Here is a 16,232-nt window from a genome sequence, read left to right on the forward strand (position 1 = left end):
TACAGGGATTAATAAATGATCAATTTTGACGTGTTAAACAAAGCTATGGATAACGATGTAGAGATCATTATCACCGTGTTTTCGACCTATTTAGAAGAACACGTTAATGGGTTGGAACGCATTAATGAGTTATATGACAATGAAAATTGGCCGGAACTACACTTGTTAGCGCAAAGCTTAAAAGGAGTACTTGAAAGCTTCGGCGAAGACACCGCCGTCACAGCATTACAAGAAATTGAAGAGGATACACGCAACAATATTGCACCAGATGTGTCAGATATCACTATAGTTAATAGGGAGCTATTAACGATTAATCAGCAGATTTTTGCTTACTTAGACAATATGAATGGCAAATCTGTATAGGCTTAAAGCGGGGGGATATATGGCAATGAACAGCAGCAACTTTAGAGAGCTTATTGATTCGCTCAAAGATTTAACGCCAACTCAGAAAAGGTACCTCATTAGCCGAACAAAAATGTCGTTAGATGACGAAAACGGTATGTTCAGAACTGATGATTTACTTACGCAAGAAGAGTTGGCAGCTTTGCTTACTCCAACACAAACAACAGAATCAAAATAGTGACAGCTCGTCAGCGCTAGGAACCAGGTAGAGCAGAAACGCTTTACTTGGTTTTTAGATTTTTTATCAGGTTAGACATGTTTAAGCGAAACAATAGAACGAGTTAAGTGTTATACGCTCCCACAGCAATCCAAAGTGATTCCCCTTCCCCTCAATAGAACCTTTGGTTTACTGACTTAACACGTTACTCATTGATTGCTCATCTCTATAGCGATTGTAATCTTCTGCTAATAATTGATGCTGGTAACGCGTATACGATAACGCTTCGTTAGAGACAACAATCTGATTTTCTTTCTCAATCAGTTGACCACGCAGCTGTTCAATCTCCTGATTCTGCTGGGTATTGTTGTTATACATTGCAATCAATCCGAAGATAGAAATCATCAACATTGCAATCAGGACATTATTGATGGTTTTAGGTTGAATATGCATAAACCTCTCCTTGTCTCTATCGCACTTTACCAAATAAAACCCATGCTCAACGCCCCCTGAACAAGGGATTCTATACGTTCAGAAAGCAAATCTAGCAGTGACACATTTAATTATAGGTGAGTGACTACAAAAGAAGAGAAATACTCAACAATTTGAACGTGTTTCATACCATAGAAGTCAAAAGCAGCAAGATTCACTTTATCCTTACTGCTTTCTATGACCCGATGAAGATCAGCGTATTTTAGCTTTGAAAGGCTTCTCGAGCTGAGATTTTCTCAAACCAACGAGCGATATTTGGAGCCGTTGAAAGCACATCAATCTGAAGTGCATTAATTGCAAATCCAACGAACAGATAACCAGTAATATCTACAATAGTAAATCGATCAGTCGCGATAAACTCACTTTCCGCTAAACGTTTATCCAAAACCGGTAAAAATTCCAATACGCGAGATTTTGACTCCTCGCCCCACTCTTTTACGCAGTTTTCGCGATCCTTATAGATAGCGCTGATGTTACGGAATGCCTGAAATGCTGCGTATAGCCCCTGAAACTCAACAACACGATGCCACATTTCAACCTGAGCACGTTCACGTTGATTTCCACCAAATAAGTTGAGATCGTTACTGAACTCTTCATCGAAATAGCGACAAATAGCCACACTTTCACAAATTGTGGTGCCGTCATCGAACTCTAAAACCGGAACTTTTCCATTCACACTCTTTTGTTTGAAAGAATCCGTAAGGTTATCGCCGTCACGTACATTTATTGCGACTCGTTCGACATCTCCACCGATTTCTTTAAGAAAAATGTTAACGCGCTTGCAACTTGGCGTCATCGCGGTTTCATATAGCTTCATGTAACACCCTATTCCTTTATCTAACTGTTCGGTTAGGTTATACTGTAGCCAGTTTATAAACGATCAGTCAAGAATATAATTACTCGTCACTTCATAAGATTGAAAAATCTATCAAAGCAACGATTTTTAAGTGGGTACCTATATGGCAAGAAAAGCTAACTTTGACCGAGATGAGAAGCTCTTGGTCGCCATGAACCTGTTCTGGCGCAAAGGTTTTTCAAATACCTCTATCTCCGATCTCACAGACGAACTGAACATTAACCGTTTCAGCCTTTACAATACCTATGGCGACAAACAGCAGCTTTATTACGAGGCGTTAGACGCATACCTGAAAAAAGTCTCGTTACCCTCTCTGGAGAATTTGAGTAAAGATGACGCTTCCCTGCGTGAAATCGAAGCGTTTTTGACGTCTTTTGCCCAACTACAGCGCAAAAGTAGCTACGGATGTTTTGTTCAAAATGCGTTGGTAGAACACGCTGGTGAAGATAACGATGTATTACGTATGGGGCACTTTTTGTTTGACCATCTCATCGAAATCATGACTGAAGCAATAAAAAACGCACAAAGGGAAATATTAATTCCTAAAACGCTCAAACCAAAAGAACTAGCCTGTTTTATTCTCAACAATATGCAAGGAATGCGGGTACTTGGTAAGGCCAAGCGTTATGACGATTTAGACACAGCGTTATCGTGTTTACTCACCTTAATAAGGAAATAATATGCCATTAAACGTCATCGTAGTTAGGCTAACCAAAGGTATGGATCTTAAACAAAGCCTCGCGCAGATTGTGCTGGAACAAGGCATTACAGCAGGCTCCATCGCTTCTTGCGTTGGCTGTGTGTCACAACTCCAGCTTCGTCTCGCGGGTGCCAAATCAACTTTAATCAAACAAGAACCTTTAGAAATTGTATCGGTAATGGGGACGTTGACACCCGAGCATCAACATGTACATATTTCGCTTTCCGATGAGGACGGGCACGTTTGGGGTGGACACTTAATGGAAGGCACAATCATTGATACGACAGCCGAGTTAATCATCCATAGTTACCCTAAACTCACCTTTAGCCGTGAGATGGATGAAAGCACCGGATATACAGAATTACAGGTAAACACTACTTCAACTAATTAAGTAATATACCTGACAAAGTAAGTGTAATTGGGCGATAATATTTATTTTAATAATTTCATCGCCCAATCAATAAGTTGCCGATTTGATTTGTTTAATTAAAACTTCCTTAGAAATCCCTTTGCAATCTCGGATATTTCATGAGCTCTATCAGAGCCATTAATACACCGTCTTGCACCAATAAAGTCCGTATTATTATCATTAATATAATCAGATATTCTTCTACCAGTGAAGGTGCCGGTTTTAAAACCATGTATAAGAACAAATAAAGCAATATTAGGCTGCATGGCAATATCCGGTTGATTAGTCATATCTATATCCAGTAACTGTGAATACTTCTCGTAGTTATTCTTCCAAGTAAGTTGTACAAATCCCCTACCGTAGAACGGAAAATATCTGAGATTTTTCTTTCGCCAGTTTTCGCTAAGCCAATAGGCTTCACGAACAGGCATGAACGTTTGATTGGTTTCCCACTGAGTTGTCGCGAGTACGTATGCTTTCTGTGTGTCGAGTACTAAGCCTTGCTCTTTACACTCATGTTTGATTGCGTCTATCACGCCTTCTCTACAAGTAAAGTCATAAGTATCATTTGCGGTAATACCATCTAACCTCACTTGTAAACGCTCAATCGACTCCTTGCCGATTAGGCCAGGGTTTCCTGGTAGTTCATCGGTTTTGAACTCGGCCCATGCGTTGCGAGTTTTAGGCCCTATGAGTCCATCGACTGTACCTACCGGGTAGCCGAGAATACATAGCGCCTTTTGTAACTCTTCTACTTGTTTTTCAACTAATTCACTGACGGGAAGTGGCGTTTTAATGGTTAACAACTCTGTAATTTTCATTGTATTAACCCTCTAGTACCTAACTAGAAATGTATTTAAAAGTAAACAGCTTAAATATATTTAACTAAGTAATAAGGAAATGGTATCTACTATTCTAGACCACTTGTTGATATTTATATAAATAAAAATGCATATAAATAACGCATTGACCAACGATGATTAATTTCTCATTTAAGAAAAATACCTGACCTGGTAGTACACATTGTTAATTGTACGGCTATGTAATTACCATGAAATAAGCAACAACATACTGATAAATAAAGAGGGGTGAAAGATTTAAAAAATTAATGTTAATGTTAACTGTTCAAACTTGAATACTTTGATCTAAAAAATCAGCAATAGGGCTCATTTACCACCAATCAAATATAAACAACTGAGCCCTATAGCGTTTTCGCGTACAAATTCAGATAATTTATTTAATTCTTTCTATTCGAACTCGAAGGCTGCCACTGTTATTGCCGTACTTAAACTTCAGGTCGTTTGCAAAGAACTGCAACTCCCCTGTTTTGGTAACTCGATAAACGCCCCTTTGTCCAACCGCTCTTGCGCTATCGTCATCACTATCAACCACTGCACAAAGCGTAAACCAGTCAGAACTCGGCACTCGACGTAACCCTTTCATCGCTCGAATCGGCAGCTCAGCTAATCCCAGTTGTACATGGTTTAAGTTCCAACCATCTCCGTCACAACTGATCTCTTTTCCATCATGCCAGCTATCTCCTTCTCGAACCGAAATCTCGTACTCCTCTCCTTGTTTAACCACTATGCCGGTAAAGTTGTAAAATCGGTCAGCGTCGATCATACGCTCAACCGATTGAGAGACGCTCAACTCTTCCCAGTTCACCGCTGCATAATGAATGTGCTGTGTATAGCTAGGGCAGTCCACAGGAGGATTGATAAAGTCATACCAAAGATAATGGCGTTTATTCATTAGAGACTTAGGACGGTAGTCATCATCCCGATGTAAGCGCTCCGCCACAGCGTAATGAATGACAGGATACAAATCATCATTGATTTTATCTCTATCGATCACGCAACAACGTCGATCATCTAAAGTCACCCAATCAATGATTGGCCACCTATCTTGCTGGTGGTTTTTTCCTAAAGAATTTGGATTTCGCTGTAAATCATCAAGTCCGATCATCCCTTTTAGTCTCTTTGGACAAGCCCTGTCGATATCGGCTTGGCTCGGAAATTTAAACTGAATTGCAGGGAGAGAATGATATCTGGTCATATACTCAAGCCATTTCATCGCGTGACTTAGCGTAATGTCCGACAGACCGTCGCGGTAATAGCCGCCACCAACGTCCGAATGCGCACCAGCAAACCAAATTTCATGGATCCTGTTCGGATCGTGGTTCATTAAAGTTGGCTGAAATGCCCGACGTTTGTCATCCAGGCTAACCATATGGATCGCTTGTTTGACGATGTGTGATAAGGTGCATCCATATTCAAATACAACATCATAGTCAGGTCTGCTTGCGGTACTCAAGTTGGGTAACCCAATGCTTGCGACCGTATCAAACACGCAGAGAAAAACGAATGGTTTGGTGTTATCGGTCACGCTAGGATGCTCTTTCGCTATCAGACCAACGAAACGGCGTGCCAATGCCGCCCCGCGAGAAAACCCAGTGGCTAGCACAATATCGCCTTGTTTATAGTGTTTATTAAAATCGGCTTTGGCTTTGTTAAGTATCGAAGCCACATCGCAGCTCTCCAACGCTAACCCTTGATTTATTGCGCGTTTGACCCAACTACCATTTGTGCCAACACCCTGATAATAAAAGCAATGATCGACGGTGTTTTGATCACATTGTCCATATTGCTCTCCGCTCAGGAAAAGATTACCTCCCATCATCAAATGAAGCTTGAGAACATTACTGATGTTGTCATCTTCTTGTTTCGCTTTATATTTTACCTCTTGCTTCGCATCTTCCGGTTCATTGCCTGTTCCGTCGAAATTAAAAATGAGAAACGATCCCATAAGCCTTCTCCTTACTTTTTATAGGGGAACCGACTTAACTATAGATCTATTAATAAGCTTATCTTGCGACGAGGAATTCAATCACTCAAAAATCACCTGAATGGGTGATAAGGAAGCAATACCAGAGTATGAATATTGGGTGGTTCAGCTTTGATCAACCCGAGATCGAGGTAATTTAATATCTATCCGTATCGCATGCGACATTCTGCTTGCTGTTATCACATTTTCCATTCATCATGGTTTTACAAACTAACTTTGTGCGATACAGATAACATTCTGATTGAAACTATCTTTATGCTAATTTATGCCACTCTGCTCTAAGTCTTAGCACTCCAGAACGCATACAATCGTTACTTGTTTGTTAACGCACAAAGTTGAAAAACATATAATGCAAACACGCATATTGAACAAGGCAGAGCTATCTGCTTGATAATTTGAATAAGAAAGGAGTCATAATGGCGGCTTTTGGTACTGAGTTTATGCCTAGGATGGCATTAGCAACATTTGAAAATAATCAATGGTCTGACACACAGATCGTTACATCAGACAGTATTTCACTTCATCCCGGCGCTCACGTATTGCATTACTCAAGCACTTGCTTTGAAGGTCTGAAAGCATTCCGTCACGAAGATGGCAGCGTACACGTTTTTCGAATGGATCAAAACGTCGAGCGTTTTGCTCAAAGTAGTCAGCTACTCTCGCTACCTGAGATTGATAAAGAACAAGTATCAAAAATGATTGTTGATATTGTGTCTGAGTTCTCATCTGAAGTGCCTTTGCCTCCAGGCTCAATGTACATTCGTCCAACTCACATTGGTACAGAGGCAGCCGTTGGTAAAGCAGCAGCACCTTCAATCTCATCAATGCTATATATCCTACTTTCTCCAGTAGGTGACTATTTCTCTGGCGGTGCCCACGCCTTACGTCTACTGCTAGACGAAACCGGCCAACGTTGTGCGCCACACATGGGTATGATCAAAAGTGGTGGTAACTACGCGAGTGCATTAGCACCAACGTTAGAAGCAAAATCAAAATACCAGGCAGACCAAGTACTTTTCTGTCCAAACGGCTACATTACAGAAACAGGTGCTGCAAACTTCCTGTTGGTTGATGGTAACGAGATCATTACTAAAGCCCTAGATTCAAGCTTCTTACACGGTGTAACACGCTCTAGTATCCTAACGATTGCTAAAGATCTAGGTATGACCGTTACAGAACGCGAAGTCTCTGTGGAAGAGCTACTTGAGCGCGCCGCTAAACCGGGCGTTGAAGCAATGCTTTCAGGCACTGCAGCGGTACTAACTTCTGTCGGTACGCTTATCCACAACGGTCAAGATTTTAAAGTTGGCACTGGCGAAGCTGGCCCAGCGGCGAAAAAATTGCGCCAAGCACTGAACGATATCCAATGGGGTAAAGCACCAGATACTCATAACTGGTTGACTAAGATTGCCTGATGGTAGATTCGCTGTAAGCCAATAACGCAATAATGAAGATGCGCTATGAAAATAGCGCATCTTTGTATCAGCTTAATCTATCAGGCAAAACGTTATTCGTTACGCTTGTTGAACATAACTCTCCCACATCGAAAAAGCTCGTTCGTAAGCTTTTTCTCGGTCTTGCATTTCAGCGAATAGTACGACCGCCATCGTTGCAATCACCGTATTTGCCATTTGTGTTAAATCTTGCTCTGATGTCTCAAACAGGCAAGAAGATGGCAGAGGCACTTCAGAAATCATTTGCTCAGTCCAGTAGTGCGAAGTGACGCCACTGGTTTGGCTCAACCAAACGGTTTGGCTGACTTTAGGGTTATATTCCGATTCACCAGATTGACCTTTGAACGACACAACTGCATGACGCGTCTGTCCAATTTCATGCTCGACTTCTGCATGAAGTTGCTGAAACCCAGGGTGGAAACTGCCACGAATTCCAATTGTCGCTTGACCAGGGTTTAATGCGCGAACAACCGTGTTAATCGGCGTTCTCAATCCATAACGATTTTTCCAGCCAATCATCTTTTCAGCTCGAGGCGCAAAGACGCTTAAAGGCAGGTAGACAATATTTTCTGTCTCTAGGATTCGTTTCGCTTCTTCCGTTGATTGCGCTTTTTGAATGTTAAGCTTGTTTAGGTAATCTTCTGCATGACGACGTCCAGACTGGCGATCATGATAGCCATGCATCAAAACTTTATAGCCGTTATTTGAAAGGATTTTTGCTGATAGAAGGTGCCATGGCTGCCCTGCTGCTTGACGTTTGCCTGCGTAGCAAGGCCAATCAATATCTGCGCCTATTGCAGGCATACGAGACTGAAATGCTTTCACAAAGCCTGCGATTTCTTGCTGAGTTTCGTTTTGCACTCGGATGAGCATCAAAAGCATCGCCATCTGGTCATCGTCAAACTCACCATTTAAGTATTCATCCATTACTTGGAAGGCCTGATCAAAGTTCAGAGGTTTTCTGCCTCGCTCTCCGCGTCCTACCGTGCGGATACATTCCAAAATACTGCTCATATTCCCTCTTATTATCGGCTTTTAATGTCTTAAAAATAATAAACGTAGTTGTACCACGTTTCTCATTACAATCAATGCTAGACGTATACCTTAGGGTTTGTTGACCTTTCGAGCTTACTCAGCAAATTCGCCAAATATATGATTGTTTCACTCACAAATTAGATACGGATAACAATGTCAGCAATGATACCGAACGATGCGACAAGCAAAAAAAAACCTCTCTCGAACCGAGAGAGGCTGCACTGCCTTAAACGCTGTTAGTACATTTAACAAAAGTAATACCCTATCCCGCATCTCCGCCTGCTAAGGAGAGCGGTGCATCGAGTTAACGATGAACATTTATAGTGTTGCAATCTAAGTGCCAACTTTTAAAAGCCTTAAATAACAACACGTTGAAGATTTTCTTATAAGTATCCTTTAAATTACTGCGCACTGATAGAGTGCAAATGGCACTCATTATCGTGCAGAATTGCTCATACGCTCACAACCTGGTCTACTTCTCGGGTTTTAGACTGATGTGCTGTTGTAGATTATCCGTCACGCTCATCCTCTAAATGAAGGCATTACCACAGATCATTCCTCGATGTTCAAAATTAAAGCACAAAATCAAATTCCAAAAAAACAAACAAAAAAGGCATATACAACTGATTTTAAAAACATAGATCTATATAAAAAACTACATTTTTAAAATATTCATGGTTTGATAATTTATGAATTTACCTTTTTTACAGTATGATTCACCACCTTTCTGATGTGATAACAATCACTAAAAAATATACCATCTGCCACATTATTATTTATACGAAGGCAATTCCTCAGTGAAAGAGTCTCAAAAAACCTTAGGTTATAGTGAGTTAAACACAGCAACATGGTCTAAACACGATACACATTGGGTGCTTAGCCTATTTGGCACTGCTGTCGGTGCTGGTATTTTATTCCTTCCAATCAACTTAGGTATTGGTGGCTTTTGGCCGCTAGTAAGTATGGCGATCCTCGCCTTTCCTATGACTTATCTTGCCCATCGAGGATTGGCTCGATTTGTCTTATCTTCAAAAATTAAAAATGCCGACTTTACGGATGTGGTAGAAGAGCACTTTGGCGCAAAAGCAGGACGTGCGATTTCATTGCTGTATTTTCTGTCTATTTTTCCAATTCTACTGATCTATGGCGTAGGCATTACCAATACCGTTGATAGTTTTATGGTGAATCAGGCTGGCATGGCGTCCATTCCCCGTCCTCTTCTTTCTGGTGTACTCGTTTTTGGCTTGATTGCGATTATGATGGCTGGAGAGAAAGTAATGTTGCGTGCATTTGCGGTTATGGTTTACCCGTTAGTCGCTATCCTTGCTTTCCTATCATTCTATTTGATGCCCAACTGGACGATGCCAGAGTTAAATGCGCCAGAAATGGGATCGTTTGCAAACACCATGTGGTTAGCCGTACCTGTGGTCATTTTCTCTTTTAGCCACGCAGCAGCGATATCAAGCTTCGCCAACGTGCAACGACGCCACTACGGGAAAGACGCCGACTTCAAATCCGAGCTCATTCTCCGCCGTACAAGCGTCATGTTGATCGCGTTTGTACTGCTGTTTGTCTTCTCATGCGTTTTGTCCCTTTCTCCGCAGCAATTGACGGAAGCGAAAGCGCAAAACGTATCCGTGTTGTCTTATTTGGCCAATGCGACTGATAACCCATTCATTGCAACGCTGGGGCCTTTGGTCGCTTTTGTTGCGATCACTTCCTCTTTCCTAGGCCATTTTTTGGGCGCAAGGGAAAGCCTGAATGGATTACTGACGAAAAATTCAAACCTACCTCAACGCCGAGCAGATAAGGTTAGTGTGGTTGTGCTGTTTATTTCGATTTGGATAGCAGCGATCATGAACCCGAGCATTCTTGGTATGATGGAAGCCCTTTCCGGCCCAGTTATCGCAATGATTTTATTCATTATGCCAATGATGGCTGTGTATAAGATTGAATCATTAAAAGATTATCGCGGTAAGCTATCTACTTACTTTGTCTTAGTGACAGGTATTGTCGCGGTGAGTGCTTTGATTTTTAGCTTGGTTGGCTAACAGAAGTTGAGCTAGGTGGGAGTTCAGGGGAATACCTTGTAAACATCTAAGGTAATTCCCTGAATTTTGCGTCGTTTTCTATGTAGAAGTTTAGAATCTACAGCTCTGTTAAAGAAGAGTGAAAACACCTGCAATCATGATGATTGAGGCAATGCAAGTACGGCCGATAATGCCGAAGTGTGAAGGTTGAATCATTTCATTGTGCATAGGCAAGCTCCTTTTTGCGGTTTAAAGCCGTTTCTTAACGACTTAATAACACTATGTCTAAACTAAAGTTTTTTTACAACTCATACCTATATTAAATATTTATTACAGTAAGTTGTAACTTTGGTAATAGAGTCTTTCTTTGTGCTTTGGATCACATTAAATAACGAAGCAAACATTGCCTACGGATAACAATAAAAGACATCTTCACTCTATCTATCAAAGTGTTAGTAAAACCTCACCTTTCGAAAAGTATCACCTCAGTTTTTAAATTCGCTTGCTCAACCTCATCAGGGCTATTTAAGTAACGCTCGATTCCAAGGGGTTTACTTTTCACTTTAACCCCGCTGCTGCGCGTTAAGTTCATTGCCATCGCCCAGGCATTACCCAGTAGTCGATATTCTCCCCAGTGCTCAACGACAAAAGTATCACACTCTGGAATTGTCCCTGAAACAAACCCTTCTGGTACTGAAGTTGGACTGTCGACAGGTAAACAGGTGACAAACTCGAATCGGCCAAGCTTCATATCCATGGAGAGGTAATAACAAAACATGGCACCATTCACGGACATGTTTTCAACGGCGACCATTTCTTTCAATCGACTCATGTGATCGCTGATGATTTCGCCCAACTCAGGGATCGTTCCAGAACCTGATATGCCAACGTAATGAATGGCTGGTTGTTTGCGATTAGCTATTTCAACAAGTTCTGACAACACTTTCCCAGTTTCTAATTGGCTTTTGAGCATTTTTAGCCCGCGGTCAAAATCCATTTCGAGCATCGACTTAAATACACTTTTGAGGAAAAATCGATTCCACGGAGTTGAAGAATGCAATTGCCATTCAACCAAACACCCTTTTTGTGACGGCGTCACTATCAGAGTGACCTTACCGTGACTTTTCATCGGTCGGAAAAAGTGCAACTCCATATCCAATCGGTGCTCTTGGGTACTTTCTAACACAATAGAGCCAGAACCTATGCGCTGCCCATTCCACTCGTACGCCGCTCCTACATGCCCTTGGTCCCCAAGATAAGTGAGTTCACAGCTCGGTTCAAGAATGACCCACGGAGACCATTCTGGCCAGTTCTTAAAATCCTTCAGATAGTCGATAATTTCCTTTTGAGACTTTTCGATTTCAATACTTCTGCTGACCAAATATGAAAGCATACTGACTCCTTGAGTTTCTATTTCGCTCTATTCAGTCTACTTCAAATTCTGGTTTTTACTGGTTTCACTGCATGTTAGACGCATAACGATTTTCCAGACTAACAAACTCACATAACTCAATTACACTTTAAGTATGTTTAACCCCTACGGTGACAATGATGAAGAAATGTAATTTAGCTCTGCTGATCCTTCTGTTCGGTTCAACAGCGACCTATGCGGGTGTTCTTGACCCAGATTGTGACGCTGGTAAGGCAGCAAAAGCCGCAGCGACGAAAGCAGTGGTTGGTGTTGGTGGGCGCTGTACACCTAAAGAAGCATTAAAAGATACAGCAGCTGATAAGGTTCCGGATGACGGGATTGCAGGCAAAGCCGTTGATGCGGTCACACCTGAAAAAGAAAAGACAAGGGTAAAAGACGTGACTAAAAAGTTGACGAAAGATTAGATCTCTCGAGTATAGATAGCAAAAGAGCGTCAATTGACGCTCTTTTTTACCATTCAGATTGCGCGCTATGCCGCTTCTTTTTCACCAATCCAGTGGTAATGGTGATTCGCTTTTTTACCGACAAGCCCCTGCTCTGCAAGCGTTTCAAACACCTTGTCTACTTCTTCAGCAGAAAGCCTAAATTCCTTAGCCACCGCTTTTTTAGTGCAAGTAATCTGATGCGATCGGAGCGCATCACTCACTTGTTCTATCAAAGGCTTAGGCTCCTCTGGTGCTTTTGGCTCTTCAACCTTTTCTTCTTGCACTACTGGCTCTTGTTCTTCTTTAATGTGAGGAAGGTAGCCCGCAGGCTCTGGTTCGATATCTCGAATACGTTCTAGCCTAATCCCATCGTAACGACGGTAGAAGTAACGAAAACGTTGTTCTTCACCAATTAAGCCTACAAAGAACGCGGCAAAAAAGTCGAGAAGGATGGATAAGAATACGACCAGCCCAAGCTGAGCATGCTGAGAGCTCGTACCAAACGCTTTCGCAAGACTGTCGATCAATCCGATGACTGAACCTTGAGTTACTGGCGGTAAGCTGTCACGCTCCATAGCCAGTTTTTGCTGCTCTTCGCGCAGTGTTTTGTTTTGCTCCTGAATTCGCGTAACACCTGTGGCAATACGTTCCATCTCGATATATTTCTGAGCAGCAATATTGTTAAGCTCGATCTGTTTGTCGATAGCTTCAATCTGTCGGTTGAAGGCGTCTACTTTTGCTTGTTCAACTAATATATGACTTTGTGCACTATTGGTCGCGCTGTTTATGCCACCGATACTGCCGCCAATAGAGATAGCAGCGAGCACAGAGTAAAACACCAATGCGGTAATCGCACCGGGATAGTTTCTGTGAGCGCGACGTTCACCGTACTCATACCAGGCATAGAACTTACCGGCTTCGAATATGATAGCCAGACCACCAAACAAGGTCTGCATCATCGGGTTTTCGTCTATAGACAAAAACAGCAAAAGAGAAAAAATGGTCGATGCTAATATCGCCGCTCCCGTGAATGCGTAAACACTCACCATGGCAAAACGACCTTTAGGGTATCGAAACTCGATCTGTTGTTCGTATTTCATTGGAGAAATTTCTTAAGATTGCGCGGCCAATAATTTACTAAGACACGCTCAGGGATATAACAAAGGTGGGAGAGAATACCGTATCCTGTATTAAATTACTGTCATATTTGCGTTAATGGCAAACAAGTGCGGAATAGATGCTCATTTTGAATTGATATCCCGCAAATCCAGCACGCTAATTCACCAACCAATTATCGCAAGCCCTGTACTGACAACGGATTAAATACAGATTTAGGCTAACGGTAACGCTTATTCACACCCTCGCCCCACCAGCGAGACACAAATAAAATACAGTTGAATCACCTTTTATCTATCTTACCATTACATTTTCAGGGATATTTGTTAGTATCCTGCACCAAAAGACAACAATTAAAAAAGCCACATGGAAATGACTCAGACATCGCAGAGAACGCAACGCGCAGCCGCTTTGACGGTCATCTTCGCTGTGCTGTTTCAACTCTATCTCGCTTCGACTGCGGTACTTAACCCAAGAAATGTACATAACACAAACTGGTTAAGCGAAGTTCAAAACGAAAAAGTACTGCTTTGTACTGCGGACGGTTTTAAATGGGTTGACATCAACACGCTGATTGCGGCTAATAACCACGAAGCTTCACCACTTATCCATGACCTTAACTTACACGAAGGTTTTCAGTTTGAGTGTCCTTTGCTTCAAGCCGTGCAGTTTTTCATGCTGTGCGCGATTGGGCTTTACTTCGGCACTATCCATTGGTTCCGACGTGTTAAACACGCACTGATTCCCTATCACTTTACGCACTCCGGAAGATTGGTTTACAAGCATCTCGCCCCAAAACAATCTCCACCTTGTATTTTTCCTGCCTGAATTCCTAAAAAGGAATCAGGCTAAAAACAACAAAATCCCTAACCTACGTTTGGTCAGGGCAGTCACTATATTCAAAAGGAAAAATACCCATGCTTAAACAAATTAAAACCCTTGCTATTACTTTTGCAGCTCTCGTTATGAGCCCAGTCAGCCTTGCTCACGAATATGAAGCGGGTCAGATTCATATTGATCACCCATGGAGCCGTGAAGCGCCACCTAATGCTCCTGTTATTGGCGGGTTCTTACAACTCAACAACCACGGTGAAAAAGAAGACGCATTGATCGCGGCAGAAAGCCCAATTGCGGCGCGCATCGAACTTCATAACCACATTATGGAAGATGGCGTGATGAAGATGGTGAAGGTTAGCGAGATTAGCGTACCAGCAAAAGGTACGGTCGCACTGGAACCAGGAAGCTTCCACCTGATGATTTTTAACCCGAATCAGACGCTAAAAGAAGGTGACCGCTTCCCGATGACGTTAACGTTTAAAAACGCAGGTAAAGTAGACGTAGAGATAGCTGTCGAAAATAAAGGTCATATGGAAAAGCATATGAACCATTAATCACTAACTGGTTTATAAATACAAAGAGCCCGACCAATTGGTCGGGCTTTTTTCGGATTGTCGATTACTTAAAGCACACTTCGGCCCAACGAGCCAGACCAGCAGTGACCGAACCAAAGTAATTACCGCTAACCACTGGAATATTAGGCAGTACCGACTGCACCGCTTCGCGTAAAATAGGTGAACGTGCAGAACCACCCGTCATAAAGATCGCGTCCGGTTTAACACCAGCTTGCTCGACGGCTTCGGTGACCAATGCGGTCATCTTATTTTTTGGTGACTGAATAGCATCAATCATTTCTTCACGCTTTACGTCCACTTCGATAAGCTCGGACAACAAGTTAATGCCTGCGCGATACGAAGCATCATCAGAAAGCGCGACTTTAGCCTCTTCAGCACGACGAACAATGTTATAGCCTAATGACTCATGATAAACCTCAAGCAGACGCTTAAGCTTTTCCGGTTCCTGCGCCTGCTTATGAAGCAGCTTTAACGCTCCAAGGTTGTCACGGGAATAAAAGTCATTCTGCGCTTCCACGTTATTAATCGCGATTGGGTTCCAGAACTGAGTCGTCGGCATCACGATGCCCGATTCCATTTTGCTTTCCATGCCAAACGGGAACATCAGTTGCTTAAACGCAATCGCAATATCCAAATCATTACCGCCAACACGCTGACCGCTGTGTGCCAGCAAGCTCGCGGTTCTGTCTGCTTTACCAGACCATGACGGGCCCATTTGAATCAGTGAACAGTCGGTGGTACCACCACCGATATCGACCACCAAGATCGTCTTATCTTCGGTAAGTGTCGCTTCGTATTCTAAACCCGCTGCGACAGGCTCAAATTGAAACTCTACATTGTTAAATCCAGCGCGTTTCGCTGCCTTTAAAAGAATGCCTTCCGCCTGGATATTGGCCTTTTCACCGCCACGGCCATGAAAGTTAATCGGACGGCCAATCACCGCATCCGTAATCGTTTGTTGAGCGTCATGTTCTGCCTTCGACTTGATGTTATCCATCATGGCGCAAACCAAGTCTTCAAAAAAGGCGAGTTGCACGTCACGTAGACCTGACGCCCCAAGGAATGACTTTGGCGATTTAACATAGTAAATGTCACGAGGATCTTCTAAATAGCGATTCAGTGCCGCTTGGCCAAAATCGATATCTTCGGGTTCCAGTTCAATGCTCTCTTCGCGATTTAAGTTGATTGCGCGGCGAAGTACTTGCTCTCCGACCTGGTCGAACGGTTTAATATTTCGATGTCGAAATAGATGCTCAGAGACCGATTCACGCGTCGGAGCCGCTAGCGTGGAAGGAATGAAATAATTACTCTCTTCAAGCTTGAGCAATACTGGCTCACCTGATTCCATTTTTGCCACTGAACAGTTTGCAGTGCCATAGTCAAAGCCGATAAACATGGATCCTCCCACTGACTAAAAAAGGTCGGCAATGCTAACTCAACACTGAATGAATTGCTACTGTACAGCGTG

Annotated in this window: 17 protein-coding genes; 9 read left to right on the top strand and 8 right to left on the bottom strand. The window is 42.5% G+C overall.

Annotated features, from left to right (window positions below):
* The first annotated feature begins 15 nt into the window (after positions 1 to 15).
* Both V1U08_RS02170 and V1U08_RS02175 read left to right on the top strand, forming a co-directional pair.
* Positions 16 to 363: an Hpt domain-containing protein gene (locus V1U08_RS02170; RefSeq protein WP_330469788.1), complete on the top strand. Its 348-nt coding sequence runs from the start codon at positions 16 to 18 to the stop codon at positions 361 to 363.
* A gap of 25 nt (positions 364 to 388) precedes the next feature.
* Entirely contained in the window at positions 389 to 580 is a 192-nt protein-coding gene (locus V1U08_RS02175; protein WP_014234307.1) for a hypothetical protein, read from the top strand.
* Positions 581 to 748: 168 nt separating this feature from the next.
* Here the strand turns inward: V1U08_RS02175 and V1U08_RS02180 are convergent, their stop codons facing one another.
* Entirely contained in the window at positions 749 to 1,012 is a 264-nt protein-coding gene (locus V1U08_RS02180; RefSeq protein ID WP_014234308.1) for a hypothetical protein, read from the bottom strand.
* A 241-nt stretch (positions 1,013 to 1,253) separates the two neighbouring features.
* Positions 1,254 to 1,868, bottom strand: a complete 615-nt coding sequence (locus tag V1U08_RS02185) for a glutathione S-transferase (RefSeq protein WP_014234309.1) — start codon at positions 1,866 to 1,868, stop codon at positions 1,254 to 1,256.
* 142 nt (positions 1,869 to 2,010) lie between these two features.
* Between V1U08_RS02185 and V1U08_RS02190 the strand changes: the two genes are divergently transcribed.
* Both V1U08_RS02190 and V1U08_RS02195 read left to right on the top strand, forming a co-directional pair.
* Positions 2,011 to 2,586, top strand: coding sequence for a TetR/AcrR family transcriptional regulator (locus V1U08_RS02190; protein ID WP_330469789.1), 576 nt, complete (start codon positions 2,011 to 2,013; stop codon positions 2,584 to 2,586).
* A gap of 1 nt (position 2,587) precedes the next feature.
* Positions 2,588 to 2,998 carry a PPC domain-containing DNA-binding protein gene (locus tag V1U08_RS02195; protein ID WP_330469790.1) on the top strand — a complete coding sequence of 137 codons (411 nt, stop codon included), beginning with the start codon at positions 2,588 to 2,590 and terminating at the stop codon, positions 2,996 to 2,998.
* A 95-nt stretch (positions 2,999 to 3,093) separates the two neighbouring features.
* Here V1U08_RS02195 and V1U08_RS02200 read toward each other — a convergent pair whose 3' ends face one another.
* Both V1U08_RS02200 and V1U08_RS02205 read right to left on the bottom strand, forming a co-directional pair.
* Positions 3,094 to 3,837 (bottom strand): peptidoglycan-binding protein, encoded by a 744-nt coding sequence (locus V1U08_RS02200; protein WP_014234312.1) that lies wholly within the window; start codon positions 3,835 to 3,837, stop codon positions 3,094 to 3,096.
* A gap of 412 nt (positions 3,838 to 4,249) precedes the next feature.
* A complete protein-coding gene (locus V1U08_RS02205; protein ID WP_014234313.1) occupies positions 4,250 to 5,821 on the bottom strand; it encodes a T6SS phospholipase effector Tle1-like catalytic domain-containing protein in 1,572 nt (523 codons plus the stop codon).
* A gap of 455 nt (positions 5,822 to 6,276) precedes the next feature.
* Between V1U08_RS02205 and V1U08_RS02210 the strand changes: the two genes are divergently transcribed.
* Positions 6,277 to 7,275, top strand: coding sequence for a branched-chain amino acid aminotransferase (locus tag V1U08_RS02210; RefSeq protein WP_014234314.1), 999 nt, complete (start codon positions 6,277 to 6,279; stop codon positions 7,273 to 7,275).
* 99 nt (positions 7,276 to 7,374) lie between these two features.
* Here the strand turns inward: V1U08_RS02210 and V1U08_RS02215 are convergent, their stop codons facing one another.
* Positions 7,375 to 8,328, bottom strand: a complete 954-nt coding sequence (locus V1U08_RS02215; RefSeq protein WP_014234315.1) for a glycosyl transferase family protein — start codon at positions 8,326 to 8,328, stop codon at positions 7,375 to 7,377.
* Positions 8,329 to 9,146: 818 nt separating this feature from the next.
* On the opposite strand from V1U08_RS02215, the gene V1U08_RS02220 reads away from it, so the two are divergent.
* Complete coding sequence (locus tag V1U08_RS02220) at positions 9,147 to 10,400, top strand: aromatic amino acid transport family protein (protein WP_330469791.1); 1,254 nt, start codon at positions 9,147 to 9,149, stop codon at positions 10,398 to 10,400.
* Between the two features lie 442 nt (positions 10,401 to 10,842).
* Here V1U08_RS02220 and V1U08_RS02225 read toward each other — a convergent pair whose 3' ends face one another.
* Entirely contained in the window at positions 10,843 to 11,772 is a 930-nt protein-coding gene (locus V1U08_RS02225) for an SRPBCC family protein (RefSeq protein ID WP_330469792.1), read from the bottom strand.
* Positions 11,773 to 11,930: 158 nt separating this feature from the next.
* Between V1U08_RS02225 and V1U08_RS02230 the strand changes: the two genes are divergently transcribed.
* Positions 11,931 to 12,215: a hypothetical protein gene (locus V1U08_RS02230; RefSeq protein ID WP_330469793.1), complete on the top strand. Its 285-nt coding sequence runs from the start codon at positions 11,931 to 11,933 to the stop codon at positions 12,213 to 12,215.
* A gap of 65 nt (positions 12,216 to 12,280) precedes the next feature.
* Here the strand turns inward: V1U08_RS02230 and V1U08_RS02235 are convergent, their stop codons facing one another.
* A complete protein-coding gene (locus V1U08_RS02235; RefSeq protein WP_330469794.1) occupies positions 12,281 to 13,336 on the bottom strand; it encodes a Preprotein translocase subunit SecY in 1,056 nt (351 codons plus the stop codon).
* 382 nt (positions 13,337 to 13,718) lie between these two features.
* Here V1U08_RS02235 and V1U08_RS02240 point away from each other — a divergent pair, with 382 nt between their 5' ends.
* Positions 13,719 to 14,180: a hypothetical protein gene (locus tag V1U08_RS02240; RefSeq protein WP_330469795.1), complete on the top strand. Its 462-nt coding sequence runs from the start codon at positions 13,719 to 13,721 to the stop codon at positions 14,178 to 14,180.
* Between the two features lie 89 nt (positions 14,181 to 14,269).
* The gene (locus V1U08_RS02245) at positions 14,270 to 14,743 is read left to right on the top strand and encodes a copper chaperone PCu(A)C (RefSeq protein WP_329353441.1); all 474 of its coding nucleotides are present in this window, start codon (positions 14,270 to 14,272) and stop codon (positions 14,741 to 14,743) included.
* Between the two features lie 64 nt (positions 14,744 to 14,807).
* On the opposite strand, the gene yegD is transcribed toward V1U08_RS02245, so the two are convergent.
* Positions 14,808 to 16,160, bottom strand: coding sequence for a molecular chaperone (yegD, locus tag V1U08_RS02250; RefSeq protein WP_330469796.1), 1,353 nt, complete (start codon positions 16,158 to 16,160; stop codon positions 14,808 to 14,810).
* Between the last annotated feature and the right edge of the window lie 72 nt (positions 16,161 to 16,232).

The organism is Vibrio sp. YYF0003 (genome assembly GCF_036350715.1).
GTDB classification, from domain to species: Bacteria; Pseudomonadota; Gammaproteobacteria; order Enterobacterales; family Vibrionaceae; genus Vibrio; species Vibrio natriegens.